The sequence below is a fragment of the Paenibacillus sp. EKM212P genome (assembly GCF_011066115.1).
Taxonomy (GTDB): Bacteria; Bacillota; Bacilli; order Paenibacillales; family Paenibacillaceae; genus Paenibacillus; species Paenibacillus polymyxa_B.
Genome location: NZ_JAAMNR010000001.1, coordinates 860340 through 877977, shown reverse-complemented (window position 1 = coordinate 877977; position 17638 = coordinate 860340). Strand labels below are relative to the sequence as shown.

Annotated in this window: 22 protein-coding genes and 1 tRNA gene; 17 read left to right on the top strand and 6 right to left on the bottom strand. The window is 42.9% G+C overall.

What is annotated here, in order from left to right; genetic code table 11:
* Window positions 1-75 precede the first annotated feature (75 nt).
* The gene (locus tag G9G54_RS04135; RefSeq protein WP_165176735.1) at window positions 76-1167 is read right to left on the bottom strand and encodes a LuxR C-terminal-related transcriptional regulator; all 1092 of its coding nucleotides are present in this window, start codon (window positions 1165-1167) and stop codon (window positions 76-78) included.
* A 173-nt stretch (window positions 1168-1340) separates the two neighbouring features.
* On the opposite strand from G9G54_RS04135, the gene G9G54_RS04130 reads away from it, so the two are divergent.
* The 11 genes from G9G54_RS04130 (at window position 1341) to G9G54_RS04080 (ending at window position 10169) form a co-directional block, all read left to right on the top strand.
* Window positions 1341-2108, top strand: a complete 768-nt coding sequence (locus tag G9G54_RS04130) for a class I SAM-dependent methyltransferase (protein WP_165176216.1) — start codon at window positions 1341-1343, stop codon at window positions 2106-2108.
* Window positions 2095-3180 (top strand): saccharopine dehydrogenase family protein, encoded by a 1086-nt coding sequence (locus G9G54_RS04125; RefSeq protein ID WP_165176214.1) that lies wholly within the window; start codon window positions 2095-2097, stop codon window positions 3178-3180. Before G9G54_RS04130 ends, G9G54_RS04125 begins: the two co-directional genes overlap by 14 nt.
* A gap of 145 nt (window positions 3181-3325) precedes the next feature.
* The gene (locus G9G54_RS04120; RefSeq protein ID WP_165176213.1) at window positions 3326-3604 is read left to right on the top strand and encodes a hypothetical protein; all 279 of its coding nucleotides are present in this window, start codon (window positions 3326-3328) and stop codon (window positions 3602-3604) included.
* A complete protein-coding gene (locus G9G54_RS04115) occupies window positions 3570-4127 on the top strand; it encodes an SMI1/KNR4 family protein (protein ID WP_165176211.1) in 558 nt (185 codons plus the stop codon). Before G9G54_RS04120 ends, G9G54_RS04115 begins: the two co-directional genes overlap by 35 nt.
* A 250-nt stretch (window positions 4128-4377) precedes the next feature.
* Window positions 4378-5091: an HAD family hydrolase gene (locus G9G54_RS04110; protein ID WP_165176209.1), complete on the top strand. Its 714-nt coding sequence runs from the start codon at window positions 4378-4380 to the stop codon at window positions 5089-5091.
* Entirely contained in the window at window positions 5088-5675 is a 588-nt protein-coding gene (locus G9G54_RS04105) for a GNAT family N-acetyltransferase (protein ID WP_165176207.1), read from the top strand. Before G9G54_RS04110 ends, G9G54_RS04105 begins: the two co-directional genes overlap by 4 nt.
* A gap of 222 nt (window positions 5676-5897) precedes the next feature.
* On the top strand, window positions 5898-6380 hold the full coding sequence (locus G9G54_RS04100; protein WP_165176205.1) for a ribosomal maturation YjgA family protein: 483 nt from the start codon (window positions 5898-5900) through the stop codon (window positions 6378-6380).
* 60 nt (window positions 6381-6440) lie between these two features.
* Window positions 6441-7652 carry a rhamnogalacturonan acetylesterase gene (locus G9G54_RS04095; protein WP_165176733.1) on the top strand — a complete coding sequence of 404 codons (1212 nt, stop codon included), beginning with the start codon at window positions 6441-6443 and terminating at the stop codon, window positions 7650-7652.
* Between the two features lie 115 nt (window positions 7653-7767).
* A complete protein-coding gene (locus G9G54_RS04090) occupies window positions 7768-8712 on the top strand; it encodes a class I SAM-dependent methyltransferase (protein WP_165176203.1) in 945 nt (314 codons plus the stop codon).
* Window positions 8713-9021: 309 nt separating this feature from the next.
* Complete coding sequence (locus G9G54_RS04085; protein ID WP_069291458.1) at window positions 9022-9579, top strand: hypothetical protein; 558 nt, start codon at window positions 9022-9024, stop codon at window positions 9577-9579.
* A gap of 29 nt (window positions 9580-9608) precedes the next feature.
* Window positions 9609-10169 (top strand): GNAT family N-acetyltransferase, encoded by a 561-nt coding sequence (locus tag G9G54_RS04080; RefSeq protein ID WP_165176201.1) that lies wholly within the window; start codon window positions 9609-9611, stop codon window positions 10167-10169.
* A gap of 2 nt (window positions 10170-10171) precedes the next feature.
* Here G9G54_RS04080 and G9G54_RS04075 read toward each other — a convergent pair whose 3' ends face one another.
* Window positions 10172-10513, bottom strand: coding sequence for a GIY-YIG nuclease family protein (locus G9G54_RS04075; RefSeq protein WP_069291460.1), 342 nt, complete (start codon window positions 10511-10513; stop codon window positions 10172-10174).
* Window positions 10514-10546: 33 nt separating this feature from the next.
* A complete protein-coding gene (locus G9G54_RS04070) occupies window positions 10547-11305 on the bottom strand; it encodes a DUF2087 domain-containing protein (RefSeq protein ID WP_165176199.1) in 759 nt (252 codons plus the stop codon).
* 208 nt (window positions 11306-11513) lie between these two features.
* On the opposite strand from G9G54_RS04070, the gene G9G54_RS04065 reads away from it, so the two are divergent.
* From G9G54_RS04065 to G9G54_RS04050, 4 genes are all read left to right on the top strand, one after another.
* A complete protein-coding gene (locus G9G54_RS04065) occupies window positions 11514-12002 on the top strand; it encodes a HEAT repeat domain-containing protein (RefSeq protein ID WP_165176197.1) in 489 nt (162 codons plus the stop codon).
* 51 nt (window positions 12003-12053) lie between these two features.
* Window positions 12054-12677: a hypothetical protein gene (locus G9G54_RS04060; protein WP_238807700.1), complete on the top strand. Its 624-nt coding sequence runs from the start codon at window positions 12054-12056 to the stop codon at window positions 12675-12677.
* 80 nt (window positions 12678-12757) lie between these two features.
* On the top strand, window positions 12758-13561 hold the full coding sequence (locus G9G54_RS04055) for a barstar family protein (protein WP_165176193.1): 804 nt from the start codon (window positions 12758-12760) through the stop codon (window positions 13559-13561).
* A gap of 29 nt (window positions 13562-13590) precedes the next feature.
* Entirely contained in the window at window positions 13591-14148 is a 558-nt protein-coding gene (locus G9G54_RS04050; RefSeq protein ID WP_165175375.1) for a hypothetical protein, read from the top strand.
* Window positions 14149-14248: 100 nt separating this feature from the next.
* On the opposite strand, the gene G9G54_RS04045 is transcribed toward G9G54_RS04050, so the two are convergent.
* Entirely contained in the window at window positions 14249-14470 is a 222-nt protein-coding gene (locus G9G54_RS04045; RefSeq protein ID WP_010349271.1) for a helix-turn-helix domain-containing protein, read from the bottom strand.
* A 344-nt stretch (window positions 14471-14814) separates the two neighbouring features.
* On the opposite strand from G9G54_RS04045, the gene G9G54_RS04040 reads away from it, so the two are divergent.
* A complete protein-coding gene (locus G9G54_RS04040; protein WP_165176191.1) occupies window positions 14815-15219 on the top strand; it encodes a hypothetical protein in 405 nt (134 codons plus the stop codon).
* A 41-nt stretch (window positions 15220-15260) separates the two neighbouring features.
* On the opposite strand, the gene G9G54_RS04035 is transcribed toward G9G54_RS04040, so the two are convergent.
* A complete protein-coding gene (locus G9G54_RS04035) occupies window positions 15261-15566 on the bottom strand; it encodes a hypothetical protein (RefSeq protein WP_165176189.1) in 306 nt (101 codons plus the stop codon).
* 166 nt (window positions 15567-15732) lie between these two features.
* Between G9G54_RS04035 and G9G54_RS04030 the strand changes: the two genes are divergently transcribed.
* Window positions 15733-15806, top strand: a tRNA-Pro gene (locus G9G54_RS04030).
* A gap of 246 nt (window positions 15807-16052) precedes the next feature.
* Here the strand turns inward: G9G54_RS04030 and G9G54_RS04025 are convergent.
* On the bottom strand, window positions 16053-17324 hold the full coding sequence (locus G9G54_RS04025; protein WP_165176187.1) for an MFS transporter: 1272 nt from the start codon (window positions 17322-17324) through the stop codon (window positions 16053-16055).
* Window positions 17325-17638: the final 314 nt, after the last annotated feature.

Genomic DNA, 17638 nt, shown 5'->3' with positions numbered 1-17638 from the left:
GCTCTTGCGTCCAAATAGAGCAGTGATGCAAAGACAGATGACCCCTAATTGGGTCATCTGTCTTTTTTACATAGGTTAGTTGAATCTGGAATATACCTTCCATACGAGCTCACGGCGGCTGCTTACATCTGTTTTCAAGAAAATCGCTTTCAGATGATCCTGCACCGTGTAGGCAGTAATATGAAGTGCGCCGGCTAGCTCCTTGGTCGAAAAGCCTTGAACAATGAGCTGGACAATTTGTCTCTCTCGTTCGGACCATGAGTACACCTCGGTCATAAGCGGCAGCATGTCAGTTGCTTTAGCAGCCTCAAACCATACGGCTAGCTGTTTCTGGCCCGTATGCTCCTGTCCGCCTTGCAAATGGGTGGCCCTGATGGTTACCCATGGGGTTCCTGCGTCTGCGGAAGGAATACATAGTCGGGCTGGTGCAGTGGCAGTGGATAGCGCTCGCAAGCATACCGCCCGGACAGGAGCCGGAAGGCTGTCTTCATGGATTCCCTCCTGCTGCCGAAGCAGCTGTAGCCACTGCTCTGCTACTGTATTGGATGAGATCGGTTCTAGCTTATCAGAAAGTATGAGAACTCCTGGTTCAAGTTCATTTTCCGTAATCATGACAGGGGCTGGAGATAGACCGACACTGGCCTGACGCAGATGGTAGGCAATGGACGGCGCTAACGCTTCAAGCAGTTGTTGCTCTTCCTCGCTGAATACAGGCTTTCCATGATGCCGGAATAACGTAAGAAATCCCCAACAGCTCCCTTTGTACATAAACGGAACACGTAGCTCGTCCCCGAATCCGGCGGGTTGCAAAACATCTCTATATCGTGTGCTCCGATCCGGTTGGCCTTGTGTAGACCCATGTAGCGTCGCTACAGACTGTCCTTCTCGCACCAACTGATCATATTTCATCATATCGTCATGCAGATATTCGTATTCTAGCAGTTTGTTATGAATGTCCTCCACACCCGATTCTGTAAATGCCCCCGTGGAAAGCAGCGTACGCGGATCTACTGAGGTACAGCACGCCGCATCGAAAGCAACCTGAGTACGCAAGCGGTCGATTAGGGTGTGCTTGTACGTTAGGGATGAGGGGGCTTTTTTTCCCAGATCCATGATCTGCTGTCGAGCGTCCTTAAGCTGTGCAAATTGCCAGTATTGTGCGTTCATCATTTACTCCTATCGTGAAAGCTGGAGATTCTCAAGCGCGCTTATTTAAATCCCACATTTATGGGATGGTGGATATTCGTATTGTCTTTATAATTGAGAATGATTCTTAATAAAATCTACAATAAACGAATGGTCTGAGAAGATCAAGACTAAATGTTTGGAGGAAAGCACATATGAGACATACCCCTATTGGAAATACGGACTCAAATCAACCGATGAGCTGGAATCATCCGAATGTGCATAAGTACGCGGATACGATTGCTTTAAAAATACCTGGATATGCTCATTTGTACGAGATGACAGACTGTTTGATAGCCGCACAACTTGAGGCACAAGCTCATATTCGAAATATAGATCCAAATGTGCTAATTGTCGGAGCTGGAGGCGGCCAGGAATTGATTACGCTCGGAGAGCGCCATGAAGCATGGTCCTTTACGGCAGTTGATCCCTCCGAGCATATGCTGGATTTGGCACGTAAGCGTGTGACACATGCGGGCCTCAGTTCAACAATATCGTTTGTTGCAGGTACGTTGGAAGAGTCATCCAGAGAACCGATCTATGACGCTGCTACCTGCCTGCTGGTGCTTCATTTTCTTCAGAGCTTGGAAAGTAAACAGGCATTGCTACGCCAGATATCCGCTCGACTCAAGCCGGGTGCGCCTTTTTGTCTAGCTTCTATTAATGGGAATCCGCAGGAGCCTTCTTTTTCCATCCAAATGCAGGCGTGGAAAGGTCATATGCTGAGTCAGGGCATTTCACTGGAGGATTGGGAACGATTCGCTGCTTCCATCGGTCGTGAGTCAAACCCGGTGTCCAATGCGGCAATACAGGAACTGTTGATAGATGCAGGCTTTACCCACATCACCCGGTATTATGGCGCTTTTTTAGTAAATGCATGGTTTGCGGTTAAAGAGGGAGAGACGACTTATGACAAAGGATAACATCATCATCATTGGCGGGTATGGCCATGTTGGAAAAATTATATGCACGGAGTTAAGTGAAATGTTTCCCGGCAAGGTAATTGCCGCAGGTCGTAGTCTGGAGCGTGCCACTGAATTTAGTAGACAATCGAATGGTAAGATACGGCCCTTGCAGCTTAATATTCATGAGCCGATGGACCCGTCAATATTAGAGCAAGCCAAATTGGTGATCATGTGTCTGGATCAGGACAATACGGCCTTGGTACGTGCCTGTCTTCAACATGGGGTGCATTACATGGATATTACCGCTAATGCGGACTTTTTGAGTCAGGTGGAGCAGTGTCATCAGGAGGCCCGAGCTTATCAGGCCACAGCCCTATTAAGTGTAGGATTAGCTCCGGGACTGACCAATCTGTTGGCACTGCAAGCGACACAGCTCATGGATCAGACGGATGAGTTGAATATATCTTTGATGCTGGGCTTGGGAGATCGACATGGTCAGGCTGCCATTGAGTGGACAGTAGATCAGATTCATGCCGATTTGGAGGTTATAGAACAGGGACGCCTGGTGACTCGAAAAAGCTTTACCGACGGCATAGTGGCAGACTTTGGTGCAGGAGTGGGTCGTCATCGGGCGTATCGATTTCCTTTTTCGGATCAGCAGACACTTCCTCGTACGCTCAAAGTTCCTACGGTCAGCACACGCCTTTGCTTCGATTCGCGCTTGACCACCCGGCTTCTGGCAGGGCTTCGAACAATAGGAGTGTCAGGTCTACTCCGACAGAAAACCGTGCGTGATGCAGTGGTTCGCAGCTTTGGCAAGGTACATATAGGAGGGGATGCTGTAGCGGTCAAGGTAGATGCTCGAGGAACTCTCAATGGCAAGGAGACGAAGGTCGAATGCCGGCTAAGGGGGCACCATCAGTCTGATTTAACCGCTAAGGCAACCGTCTTTGCAGCGCTCGCCCTGTACCGTTCAGAACTTCCATATGGTGTATTTCACATGGAGCAGGTTTTTTCGTGGAATCGCATGCAGGCTTGGATGGGGCAGCAAGTAGCCGTAGATATTCAGGTGAACGGACAGCAAGTATAAAAGTCATATATTATAATAAAGGACTCTCATATAATCCAAGCTTATTCAGCAATGTATTGCGGATAGGTCTTGGATTTCTTTTCCTATTGAATTACACTAGAAAGAAGTACATATTTTTGGAAAAGACCTAAGGGGAAGATATGAAATGTGGAACCCCTATGAAAACAGCAGACAGCATACGCACGATTTTACAATAAAATATCGATTTTACACGCCGGAAGAAGGAGGCAGGAAACAGTTGCCTATTCAGGGTTATCGCTGTGATTTTGCCTATGAGAGTGATGATATCACGACGACGGGAATTTACGCCATACATCCTGAGTTTGAAGATGAGTATGGTCAATTGATCATGGATACCGAGCACCTAGCTGCTAAGGAGTCGATAAGAGATGGATATCGCTTATATCATAGATTTATTACGTAAACACGATGTGACCTTAGCTCCAGGCTTATCCATACAAGAGGTTACCGACGTCGAAGGCAGGTATGATATTCACTTCCCGCCCGATTTGAGGGAGCTTCTAATGAGTGTTCTTCCCATCGGTAAAGGCTTTATCCCTTGGAGAGATACGTCACCACAGCGTATGGGTGTAATTCGGCAAAGGTTGAATTGGCCGCTGGAAGGTATGATTTTTGATGTAGAGCAGCGTATATTCTGGCCTTCCGAATGGGGCGAAAAACCGACAGATTCGGCAGAAGCCGTTGCTATATGTAAACGTGAGTTTTTACGTGTGCCCAAGCTAATCCCGATCAACGGACATCGATATATCCCAGAGCAGCCATCTGAAGAAGGAAATCCGGTATTTTCCGTGTATCAAACGGATATTATCGTGTATGGGGAATGTTTGCAGGAGTATTTCAAGCTGGAATTTGGAGAGAAGCCTTATGAACAAATTGATTTTAATGCCGTAAAAAAGGTGCGTTTTTGGAGCAACTTGTGTGAGTGAGTGTCAGGAAGATGAATAAGTCGAAACGAAGGAAGGGGAGCATGATGTGAAGGTGGAGCAGGATTTGGAAGAAATCAAAGAAAGGTTGACCCAGATCGAGACCAAACTGGAACAAAAGTCGACCTCCAAGAGAATCTTGAAGTACATGATCATCATTTTCTTGTCTATTTTTTTTCTTTTATTTCTAATAGGAATTATTCAATTTGTTTCAACCTAATCGGTGCAAGAGGATGAAGGAAGGGAGCTATTTATGTCCATAGAAGCGATTGTTTTTGATCTGGATAATACTCTTATTCATCGCAAACAGGCGTTTGCGGCATATACAGAGCGCTTTATAGAACGATTTATTGTGGCAGAAGAACCTGCGATCCGCGCGGCTGTCGTTGAACAGATACGTTTGGCGGATCAGGACGGATATCGGGATAAGAGGGAACTGTATACCGAGCTGCATGCAGATTTGGAACTGAAAGATCCCGATACGTCAGTACAAGAGATGTTGGGCTTTTGGTATGGTGAATTTCATAAGTTTACGGTGTTGATGGACGGGGCCAAGGAAGTGCTGTCCGAACTGCGGTCGCGTGGCTTGAAGCTTGGTATTATTACCAACGGCTCACTCCGTACGCAGCAAGCGAAAATCGACCGAGTTATGCTGAGGGATTATGTCGATTCTATTATCGTATCGGGCGGCGTCAACATCCAGAAGCCTAATCCTCGAATTTTCGAGTTGGCTCTGAATGAGCTGGGCATTGTCGATCCTGGCCATGCCTGCTATGTAGGCGATCACCCGACAAATGATATTCGTGGTGCACAAAGTGCAGGATTGCATACCATCTGGCTGGAAGGCTTTATGACGTGGCAGGAAACGGGCATTGTACCGGACTATCAGATTGGGAGTTTGCGTGAAATCACAGGTTGGCTGGATCGTCGCAGTTATTCAACGAATAAGGAGGAGGGTGCATCATGAGTATGGAGCAGCAACCGAATCCCATTCTCTTATCGTTCCCTGACCAATTCCAGACGGAACGATTGACCATACGCGCCCCGCAGTGGGGGGATGGGGCGGCAGTCAATGAGGCGATGCGAGAGAGTGCGAATGAACTGCGGCCTTGGCTTCCGTTTGCAAGAAATCTTCCTACGGCAGAGGAATCTGAAATCCGTTCGCGCCAAGCCAGACTTAAATTTCTGGATCGGTCTGATATGATGTTGTATATATTTGATACGGTTTCGGGAGAATTTGTAGCCAGCAGCGGTCTGCATCGTATTGATTGGGATGCACGAAGATTTGAAATTGGGTATTGGCTCAGAACATCATGGACCGGAAAAGGCATTATCACAGAGGCCGTACACGGTATTACGAATTTTGCCATACAGCATTTGAATGCTAATCGGATGGAGATTCGTTGTGATTCCAGAAACACACGCAGCGCCAAGGTAGCGGAACGTGCAGGTTTTACACTGGAGGGGATTTTAAGAAACGTCGAGTATGATGAAGAGGGAAGCATGGCACACCAAATGGTTTTTGCCAAGGTGCGTGGTATTGAATTTTAGTATCCTCACATGAACAGTTTGGAAGTTGCTGATGGTTTGTACGATATTACGGAGGCTCATTATGATTAATTATATTATGAAAAATACAGACAAGTTAGTGTGCATACAATATGTCATCAGCAAAAGGTTCAGCAATCTTGCAAGCGCTATCCAAGAGAGGATGCTTTACGAATTTCCAGCAGCTTGGCGAAGATGTCCCAGCATTAGGACAGGTGATTTAGCATGAGGAGCGTTCGTAAGAGCATCATCAGGAAGGCCAATCGGGAAATAAAGGCGAAATTCCGCTGGAAGGCCCGCGCTGCGTACCTAATTGCTGTGCTGGTCACGATTTTGTTGGGTTTGGGAAGCCGGGTTTTCTCCTCCCAGTTGCCTGAATTCGTTGCTAATCACTTTGGGGATGCTTTGTGGGCGTGCATGATTTATTTTGGGCTGAGAATGTTGTGGGTGAATCGTCAATTGTCTGTAGCCCTGTGGGGCAGCTTGCTGTTTTGTTTCGCCATTGAGTTCAGCCAGATGTACCAGGCTCCCTGGATTAACCACATTCGGGCAACGACGCTGGGCGGCTTGGTGCTTGGGAAAGGGTTTCTGACCGCGGATCTGATCAGGTATACAGTTGGCATTGTGGTATCCTGGGCGCTGGATCAAGGCTGTCAAAAGCTGGCGGGGAGCAATACACGTAGAGACAATGACAAACCACTCAAATAACCTGAAAAGCGAGGGTTGCGCTTGAAACAAAAGGGAAAGCGTCACAGGTTGTTCGGTAAGATGATTGGATTATGCGCAGGATTCAGCTTGTTGTTTGCAACCATACTTATCCCCGGGCAGGCACTGGCCGAAAGACAGCTTGCGGCGCCTCTTCGATTCGACTTTGGCCCAGGGAACGTAGCTGACGGCTACACCCAAGTCACTGCCAAGGATGTTTACACGCCTGAGCGAGGCTATGGATTTACCGATCTTTCCAAGGTGGATGAAGAGGATCGTGGTGGAAGTGATGCTATACGCTCAGACTTTGTTCGTGTTCAAGGATCATCATTTGTTGTCAATTTACCACCTGCGGATTACACGCTTTCCCTTATTGCCGGAGATACTGCCGGAAACACAGACATTACGGTTAAAGCCGAGTCCATTGTCAAGGTAGAACCTACTACCAAAACAGCAGGACAATTTGTCGAGGCTGGATTTGAACTTGCACTCATCGACGGTCAGCTCGAATTGTATTTCTCAGGTAATGAAGCGAAGATTAACGCTTTGGTTATTACTCCAAAGGATGCTCGAACGGCTGGAGAACGCCCTTCGGTATATCTTGCGGGAGATTCTACGGTTCAAACCTATAAATCCGCGATGAAGCCTCAAGCGGGATGGGGGCAAATGATTGCTCCGTTCTTCACAGATGAGCCTATTTTTGTGAACCGTTCTATTGGTGGACGAAGCACGAAAACCTTTCTGGTACAAGGGCGGTTAGATGATATTTTACGCAATATCCGTCCAGGAGATTATCTGCTCATTCAGTTTGGACATAATGATGCCGCGATCAACAACCAAGAGCGTTATGTTTCACCCGCGGATTACAAAGTTTACTTAAAAACCTACATCCAAGGAGCCATCCAACGCGGTGCAACACCTGTGCTAATTACTCCTGTTGGCCGCCGGGATTATGATGCGGCAAGTGCCTCGTTTCGGATTAGTTTCCCGGAATATGTGCAGGCCATGAAGGAAACAGCATCGGAGACAAATGTTGCACTGGTCGATCTTAGCCGCTTGAGTGTAGCGTACTATGATACACTTGGCCTCGAAGGAACACTCCCGTTATTTTTACATGTGGAGCCAGGGGTGTATCCTGCATTTCCTGATGGAGTGAAGGATGATACACATTTTCAGGAATACGGTGCGGAGCAAATAGCTCGGCTGGTAGCTCAGGGAATACGTGAGCTGAATATTCCTTTATCCTCTTATGTACAGGCGGAAGATTCGCAATAAAACATTATTTCCATAGTCATGGTATACTTAGAAAATAAGCTGGCCCTACCCAAAGATAGCATTGCTGAGGCTTGGGTAGGGCTTTAATGTTCTGGATCTTAAGGAGGAAGCGAAAATGACAGTCGCTCAACTTCATAATCTTATTAACGGTCAACTCCTGTACAATCAGCATCGGAGTTTATTTTATATGCGTGAGGGTTCTGTTCTGTTAGGACCTTCAACAGAAATGACGTACTGGCTAACGCAGAGAAGCTCCGAGCTGATCCTCATGCTTCAAAGCTTGAAGCGCCAGCATACGTATAACGCTTTTGTGACGGATGTAGCGGCTAAAATACTGTCCCAGTTTGTAAATACCAATCAGTATCTACATTTTCACACAGATCATGCGAGGGAGCTTACGGAGCTGTATGATCGACTCTTCACTCGGATTGAAAAGCTGTTCCAGAAGAAATCTATAGATAGAGCAATCCTAGACTTGCTGCTTCAGCAGCATTATGGACATTTGAGAGATTTTTTAACTCGTACCAATGGACGTGAAATGTTTGCTAAGTATGCAGAGTGTGAGTATACCTTTTGGATACCTTGTGAGGAATATACGCCGGAGTTGCAAGCTAATCTACTAGGATTGGACATTGCTCGTTTGCAAGAGCCTGTTCTAGATGTTGGTTGCGGATCTGAGGCACGGTTGGTTACTTATTTACGTGCCTGTGGAATTGAGGCTTACGGAACAGATCGGTTGGCTGAAACAGAAGGTTGTGTCACTCGAGGAGATTGGTTAGAGACCACCTTTGGAGAAAGTGCATGGGGGACGATCATTTCACATATGGCATTCTCCAATCATTTTATACATCATCATCTGAAGGCAGATGGTAATATTCATGAGTACGCTCGCAAATATCTGGAATTGCTTAGAGCCATTCGGCCAGGAGGGAGTTTTATTTACAGTCCGTGCCTTCCGTTTATGGAAGAGCTTTTGGATGCCCGAATGGGTTATCAAGTAGAGTATATCCAGTCATCTGAAGGTTACCTGGCCACGAAAATAACGCGTGTACATTCATAAGCGCGAGTAGTAGTCCATTCATTTGTCAGATTCATTCTTGGAATGGTAGTATAAGGATAGATATTACTCTATTTGGGATTCTGTTAATGATAAAGATTCTCATGAAGCTAATTAGACACCATTAGAGGATGATTATTAGCTGTATGGCTGCACTGAATAATAATGATTAGCTTACGGATAACGGAATTTTCAGGAAAGATTAAATCATATTTTCCTAAAAGCCGATATATGGGAATGAGGCGAGAACATACTGTTATTATACCCGCCCGAAAATGGAAGTATATAATTTGGGTTAGGAGAGTAGAAGAAGTGTCAGATCTGTATACGAAAAAAGAAGTAGAAGATTATGTAACGAACGTGGTTTTCGAACGACCTTTAGGTGTAAGCATTTCAGCCATTTTATTGATCTTTAATGGGGCACTTCTGTTGGTGACCCAGCTATTGACGCTTAATGCATTAAATGAGGCTTCTACGTTAGTAGGCATTTGTAGGGGCATGTTTCAAGGATTTATCGCGTTACTCGGTTTGGCAGGGACGACTGCCGGTGTCGGTATGTTATTTGGTAAGAAGTGGGCTTGGTGGCTGGCAGTATTTTATTTTACATATGAGACCATGCGTTATACGTGTGCAATTCTGTTTATTCCAGATGTCCCTCCAACGTTGGGCGGTGTACAGCTAAACCCTGCTCTATACTACGTAAAATATGGTATGCGTATTATTTGGAATTTGTTGTTTACGTTGTTCATGTGTCGAAGTAAAGTCACAGGTTTTTTTCAAACAAGTGGAATCAGCAAGTGGAGAGCATGTATTGTATTATTCTTCATAAATGGAGTGATGGTTGGGATTGGCTGGTGGCTGATAAGATAGGTTCTTCGATGTAAAGGAGGAGATGGATAATGTCAATGGAAACGTTTCCGATTTTAGAAACCGATAGGCTTCGTTTAAGACAGCTTACAGTAGGGGATGCGGAGGATGTGTTCGGCTATTTTTCCAAGGATGAGGTCACACAATATTATGACTTGGAAAGCTTTATAGAGGTAGAGCAAGCCGAGAAATTTATTCGTTCGATGCTAACCAGATATGAGAAGCAAGAGGGCTTTCGTTGGGGGATTACGTTAAAAGAAGCTCCTGAGCGGATCGTGGGTACAATTGGATTCCATAACTGGCACAAGGAGCACTCCCGTATTGAAATTGGGTATGAGCTGGCACCGGAATATTGGCGGCAAGGTCTGATGACAGAAGCGATGAAGGTGGTCGTGAATTATGGCTTTCAATTGCCGCAGGTTCACCGTATAGAAGCCTTCATTGATCCAGATAACGAAGGCTCCAGACGGCTACTGCTCAAAAGTGGCTTTACTAAAGAAGGCCACCTGAGAGACTATTTTTATGAAAAAGGTCAGTTTGTCGACGCTGTTATTTTTGGCTACCTTCGGAAGGAGTTTTCCGTGGATCGGTAAGTTTACAAATATCCCTTGTCTCCGTATGGCTGGAGTCGATCAAGCCAGGTCTGCTCCAGCTTTGTCAGTGCATCTTTGACATCAAAGAACGCTGAGTCCTTTTTCTTCAAAACGTCCAGCACTTCAAATTCAAACGAATCTTCGCCATACTCATTCCATTCCTGTTGCAGTTGTTTATTCTTAAATCCACCCATGTTCAGCTCAAAACGCCGTCCATTCAGCGACTTTAAATTCGGCGTGGAAGAGACAAAAATTTTCCCATTACGTGTATTGCGAATGCAATAGATTCCTGCCTCTGTCTTCATCTCCATGTACTGCTGCACCAATTCTTTTCTTCGATTCATTGTCGAATCCTCCTATTGTATAAACGTTGAGATTCAAGATTCCTTCAACCAATATTCACTGCCATCCGGCTTACGATCCAATAGATTGTATTCAATCATATATCTTCGCACCGTGACATAATCGTCATATACTTCCTGTAAAATCGCATTGATATCTTTCTCATGATACATTTGTCCCTTTACAAAACGGCCCGCAATTTCACGCAGCACAATCAGCTTGTGCTTTTCTTGCATTTTAAAGGTCTTTAGGCGTCCGTCTGTCCCATTCGGAAAATACTTCGTGAGTACCTTTTGCCGCTCGTTTTCCGTAATGTTGTAGCGTTCGTCCACCATCCGTGCTTGTACTGGTACTTCAACAATGGCAGGAGCGTGTCGGTCTTTCTCCTTTAACAGCTCCATTAATGTAAGAAAAACCTTAGCCTGTCGTTCTTTTTCTTTGAGACCAAAGCGATGATTACGTATGGTGGATGCGCTGCCGATTCCAGTTTCCTTTTGAATATCCGCATCGCCCATGCCTTGATAAAATAACTGAAGCAACCGATTCTGATGATCCGTCAGTCCAGTCAGCTTTTTGTCCAGACCGATCAAATAGTCAAAGACCGAACCGTACGTCCGCTCAATATGAAGTCGCATGTACCTTTCCGCGTCATAAAATACCCCTTGATCCTGATATATGATGCCTTGCTCGTATCGCTGTCCGTCCAGCAGGCAAATTACCTGCTCTACATGGCGAATATATCCTCGCTTCAGTTCTTCGATTCCAGCATTCCAGAACAGTTCGGAATGATCCATTTTAGCAAACACCTCAATTAAATGATGATTATTTTATAGACAATATAACATTTTGTTTACTTTAAATCAATGAGTGGATATTTATTTAGGGTCTCGACAATGTTTGCTATATACAAAAGAGACATCGGATTGTTATCATATGTAAATTATTGAATTGCATTAAGATTGGATAGTTGCCATATATTGTAATAAGGTGGGTTGGTAAACTATGAACAAAATGCGATTAGAAGAAGTCATAGAAAGTGGAGATTTAAAGGAAGCGGTAAAGATTATAGAGGAGATAGGTGAAAAGCTGGACCATACATTCACTCCAATATTATTGAGATATTTAGCAACGACGGATAGTGTATTGCTAAGAAATGTAATCGCCATTACGTTAGCTGATCTAGGAGACCGTGAAGCGGTGTTGCCTCTTATCGACTTGTTAAGAAATCCAAAGACCAAGGGGAATAGAGGAACACTGTTATATGCTTTAGAATTTTTTGACGTATCTACTCATGTTGTGGCGCTGGTAGATTTACTGGATGATACCTTTGAAGCGAGTAGACAATCCTATCAACTGATAAGTACCGTACAAGATAAAATTACTAAGGCGCAAAAGGACATATGTAGACAAAAGATAAGAAGAAAGCTAGCCGATTATAAAAACAAATATAAGCGTGACTTTTTGCTGGAATCTTTAGAGCTTTTTACATGATTCTTTTATTAGAGAGGTTTGGTTGGAGTGGTAAAAAAAACTGTTTTATTCGTGATCATCATTGTAATTGCATATACAGTTGTATCCATTACAACAGGAAGTCCGATAGAAAGAGTCCAATTTCGGAGTAACGTTACTGACTACCTACATAAAACGTACACTATGAACTGGAAAATTGATTCAGTTGATTATGATTTTAAGAATGATAAATTTATAGCAAATGTGATCTCTGACTCAGGGATTTCTTTTTTGGTGGAAGAAGACTATTATAGGCAAATGATGGATAACTATGCCTCTTCTGTGTGGAGGGATGAGCTAAAGACGGCAGTGGCCCAAAAAGTAAAGCAAGTTACAGGATCAGATGCAGAAGTCATCATAAATGTTTCTCATATGGGGCGGGATGCTTTAACCTACCATGACGAGGTTCCAAGATATTCTAAGGTTAGTCAAAAACTCTCCTCAGAAGCTTCAATTTATATTAAAGGTAACTTTTCAGCCACTCATTATCTTCAAGAGATGTTGGAAATAAAGCAGTGGATTGTTGAAAAGAAGTATGATGCTTCGTTAACATTTAAGTCCGAAAAGGAAAAAATTTATTTTGCAATACCTGCAGAAGATCTAAAAAATATAAAAAGTGTAGAGGATCTCAATCCTTATCGGCTTCAAATTAATTGATTATTCTACTCAAGAAGCTAAAAGTGATGCCTTAAAATGCTACATTCCTTTAAAATTATTGTGAGGAGGTATGATATAAAATGAGGCCGAGATTTGCTGTCATTGACGATGAAAGTGGGCTCACAGTTGGCTATTGTAGAGATGTGGTTGGCTTAACGGGTGATATCATTGTCGAAACATATGAAAAGGTCATTTTTGAGCAATTTGTCTTTAATGAGGATTTCATAGGAAACATAACAAAGACAAAACAATCTGTACACAACTTTTACATTGCTATTTTAAATGATGAAGAAACAGTGATTGGAAGCTATTGTTATTACCTACCTGAATATTACATAATCCATAAACTAAACTATAATAAAGGAAACTTTAATCTGGAGTTAACAGGTATACTTGAAACGAAGCCCTCCCCTGTGGAATTATTAAGATTATGGGAGTTTTTTAAGGGTGCTCAGTCGCTTGAAAATAATATATGGCAAGGCTTTTCTAAAGAAGAACGGTCCGGGTGGCTAAACGTGACTAGAATACATTCTGCATCTAATCATTTTGCTAGACTGGATAAACGAGGAGAAGTCTACACCTTGGACGGCGAATACATATATGATTTTACAACATTTTTCATAGCACTTGGTGAAGCAATTAATGGGCCTGGAGGGTACTATGGATTTAGCTTGGACAGTATATCGGACTGTCTCTGTGGAGGTTTTGGGACAGTAGGACCGTTCACGATCCATTGGAAAAACGCACATTATTTCTTGGAAAGATTCGAGGAAGAATGGGATCAAGAAGAGAGATGTTATAGATTTTCACCACAGCAATATTTTACGGATCTTCTAACGATCTTAGTATCAGGTGGTGTTACCGTGAATTTTTCTTCGAGTTAAGATAGCAAAGCAAGAGGGGAATTTTTAAAATGAAATATAAATTAATGCAACCACCTTTTGTCATGAAAGATTACTCTGAAATGAGTAAAAACGAAGCTAAGGAACATTTTAATTGGTTTAAACAACAAATACCTTCGCGTTTAGAGCAACTTGGCACATTTTCACAGATACATCTGGATTATAGTGATCGTTCGCTTATAGACATTTGGGAATGGTATCTAAGAAATGTACAGATTCAAAATAAAAGTGCTTCGGAATTAGAAGAGGAGCATTCAGAGACTGAAGAATGGTTGAAGAGCTATATATATGAGAATAAACTCGCCACAAAATCCCAAGCTTTTACACTGGATATTGCCATTTATCTAGGAGAGGTTGTAAAAAGTAATCACAGTGGGTTGGATTGGGGAGTTGTTTTTAAACCCAAGTCGTATGTTAGCCTTAATCGCCCTGTTATCACTGGTTTGACTAAGCAAAAAGATATGGATGTGATCATGATTTTATCGAATAAAATGTTTGCAGTATTAAAGGGACAACGTAACCCTAATGCTTTATTTGACATTTATCATACATGGAAAGAGTTTATTTGAAATCGCCGATAGGAATGGTTTAACGATGAGCGAATCTAATTGAGTGGAAGATCGGTAAAAAATTTGAATATTGTATAAAAAACAGAGGGCCGTAAGCATGTTAACGGCTCTCTTCGTCGTCTTCTGGCAAGTATTCGATCAGTTCACCAGGGAGTACGCCAAGGGTTCTACAAAGTGTGTTCAAGGTTGGAAAGTCAATTCGGGCGTTTGCGTTGGAGGCCAAAGCTTTAACCGTATTCCTATTAATTCCCGTAATAGAAACAATATCTTTCTGTTCGAGTCCACGGTCCTTCATAATTTTATCAAGAGAAAATCTAATCACAACAATTCCTCCAAAAAGTAATCAGGTAAACTAGTTGACATGTATGAAACATAAGTGTATATTTGTAATCAAGTAATCTAGTTAACAAGATTATAAGTAAACTAAGTTGATGCCTTTATAGTATCAAAATGCTTTAAATTTAGCAACAGTCACTATTTTGATAATCCTAAAACAATTAATGCGTGAGGAGGCTTAAAAATCGTATAGAAGTTTCCTTATAAAATTCATATAACAACGTTATATAATAATTTTAAGCGGTTTTTAAAATGGATAAATTGTAATACAGGTTAATATTTCATCGAACTAAGCTGTGATAAATGAACAAAGGAATGGAGCGAGGATGTATGACAGAATGGGTAATGGGATTGGAACGAGTATCCATGGTTCAGGGGCCATATGATTTACCTCATATGTATGAGATATGCGAGGGGATTCTGTATGACCATCAATATTTCTTTTACCTCGAAAATGGCATACTGTGTTTGCGCCATGTGAAGAAGGTGGAGCAATCATATCATACACATCTTTACCTAGATGGAGAGAGCGGAGGATTGCAACTGGCAGAGGGAATACAAGGGGAAGTTATGCAAGTTGTCACGGAGATCATCGAACGCTTACGCGCTAAGGATGGACTGACATTTTTATTCGATGAACTGCTGTGGCTACATGGGAGGGGCCCCATTGAATTAAACCTTTTCAATAAGAAGGATGAAGTGACCCTGAGTGGCAGACAACTTGCTACGAAATAAATGATTCTTATGCTCTATATCATGGAACTTGTAGAAAAAAATTATGATTTCAGTGAATGTACCAGTTGTTGACTGATAAAAATGAGCGGATACCGAATCAATATGGTCAATTCCACCACAACAGCATCACCAGAGGGAGTAAATCCAAAATCACCTCCCAATAATATGTTTTGCTGCTGCTTTGATGGAGGAAATTCCGGTTCATCCAAGCCATATTGTTCTTTGAATCTCTCTTTCGTTTCATGATCTATGACAAGGTTATCCTGTGCAAAGGTATAGCACATAGGAACGCTTAACTGTATTAAAAGAAGTAATGCAACGGGTATAATCACTTTTTTGCTTTGCATGGTTAGCTCCTATGATCTCTGTATTTGACCTCTTAACTTTTGTATCTACCATAATGAAAACAACTTAAAAATGCAACGGAAGGATGAGAAAATAATCCCTTTACAGGATTTTATGACCAGAATATAATGGTAAAATAACAGCATCGATCTACATACACTTGGTTATCGGGGTATAGCGCAGCTAGGTAGCGCGCACCCTTGGGGTGGGTGAGGTCGTGGGTTCGAATCCCGCTACTCCGATTTTATCAAAATGTCCTGCTGATGCGGCTAATGCGTCTGCCGGGCGTTTTTTTTGAATATTACATACCCTATCGGTCTATGCATCTACTGGGTTGTGACGAGCTAGTCGTATGCAACCAACGTATGTACTTGTGGAGTATTTGAGGGGAGATATGATGAAGCCACCTCTGCACTGGATTCGGAGGCAGAAGTGGCAACTCAACAATCGCTGGCGGAATGGTCTGTTGTTTGACTTTTTTAATTTGCCTATAAAGATTCCTGAAGGGTCTTGGAAGAAGTGCTGTAATCAGCATAACGGGGAAGCACAATAGTGTAGTATATTCCTACAATAACGGTACAGACCCCAACTAATAAAAACAAGAGCTCAATTGAAATAAATGAAGGAAAGCTTATAGCAATGAAACCTAATGTAAGAGACTGGGACAGCATCATTAACGGATTAATCAAGCCTTGCACACGTCCCATCATTTGAGGATCTACAATACGAGGAAGCCATCCTCCTATGCCAATGTTAATGAACGGAAGTATCAGTGCAATGACAAAGTTGATAATCAGAAAAGCGTAGATGTGGTTAACAAATCCAAGTATGCACATACCTATTCCAGCTACCAGAACTCCCGCTGCAATCATTTGGTGTAGCTTTAGCTTGGCGGAGATGAGAGAAGCGATTAGGGTACCAAGCAACACACCAGCTCCAAAAATAATACCTGTCCAAACCATATACTGCTCATAGTTGCCTGGAGCTAGCTTATATTTAAGAATAAACATCGGTAAAACGCTAAAACCACCATTTAAAATACCGAACATAAAAAAGCCTGAAACCAACCAAAGCAATAGTCTGTTGCGTAATATGTAAAGAAACCCTTGTTTAAAATCGATCATGACAAGTTTGAATTTTAATTGTTTGAATTGATGTGCCCCGTTCGGAAGGCGTACTTCCTTTGGAATTTTGCAGGAACGAATAAGCAGTGCAGACACAATAAAAGAAATAGCATCAATTAGCATGGCTCCAGTAATTCCAAAGTGCCAGTAGACGACGGCCCCCAGAGTTCCTCCAAATAACATGAAAAGACTCCCCATCATTTGATTGAGGCCTGCGGCAATGGTGTAATCATCTTCGCTTAATATCCCCTGTATAATGGCACTTTCGGCTGGGAAGAAGAATTTGGAGGCAGCACTACGAATGAAGAGGAGGGCAAATATCAAAGGAATCGAATCGACCCAAATAAAAATAAGCAAACATAAGGATAAAACAGCGCTGATCCAGTCACAATTAACAGCAATTTTTTGTCTGTCCATCCGATCTGCCAGCACTCCAACCACGAGAAACACTACCAGCATCGGGAGCGAATACATTAACTCGGCAAGCGTTGCATAGTATGGCTGATTTGTAAACCGTTTCAACAAATAAAACATGAATGCAGTAACCCCGATAATTCCTCCCATTTGTGAGGCGAAGGTTGCCAGGAAAAACCTGACATAATTCTTGTTTCTGAGTACTTGTTTTAATCCAGTCACAGTTCCATCCCTTTCGCTTTCAAAGCGGTTTTTAGATGCCTAATTAAAATAATAGTGAAAAGTAGGAATATTGTACAGAAAAGTGACTTTAATGTCACTTTAAGTTTGAATTTGGATCGTATCGGACCCTCTGTCTTTTAAATTCTGCTGTTAACGTAATCATAGTGGGGTGGACTGGGAAGTTGTTTTTAAACTCGTTTGGCGTAGTATGAGGAGCGACGTAAACTTAAATAACCAGCCGTCGGTTGAGATCCGACGGCTGGTTATTTAAGTTGCCAGATGTTTTTTTGTGGAATGGCTTGTTTTAATTGTCC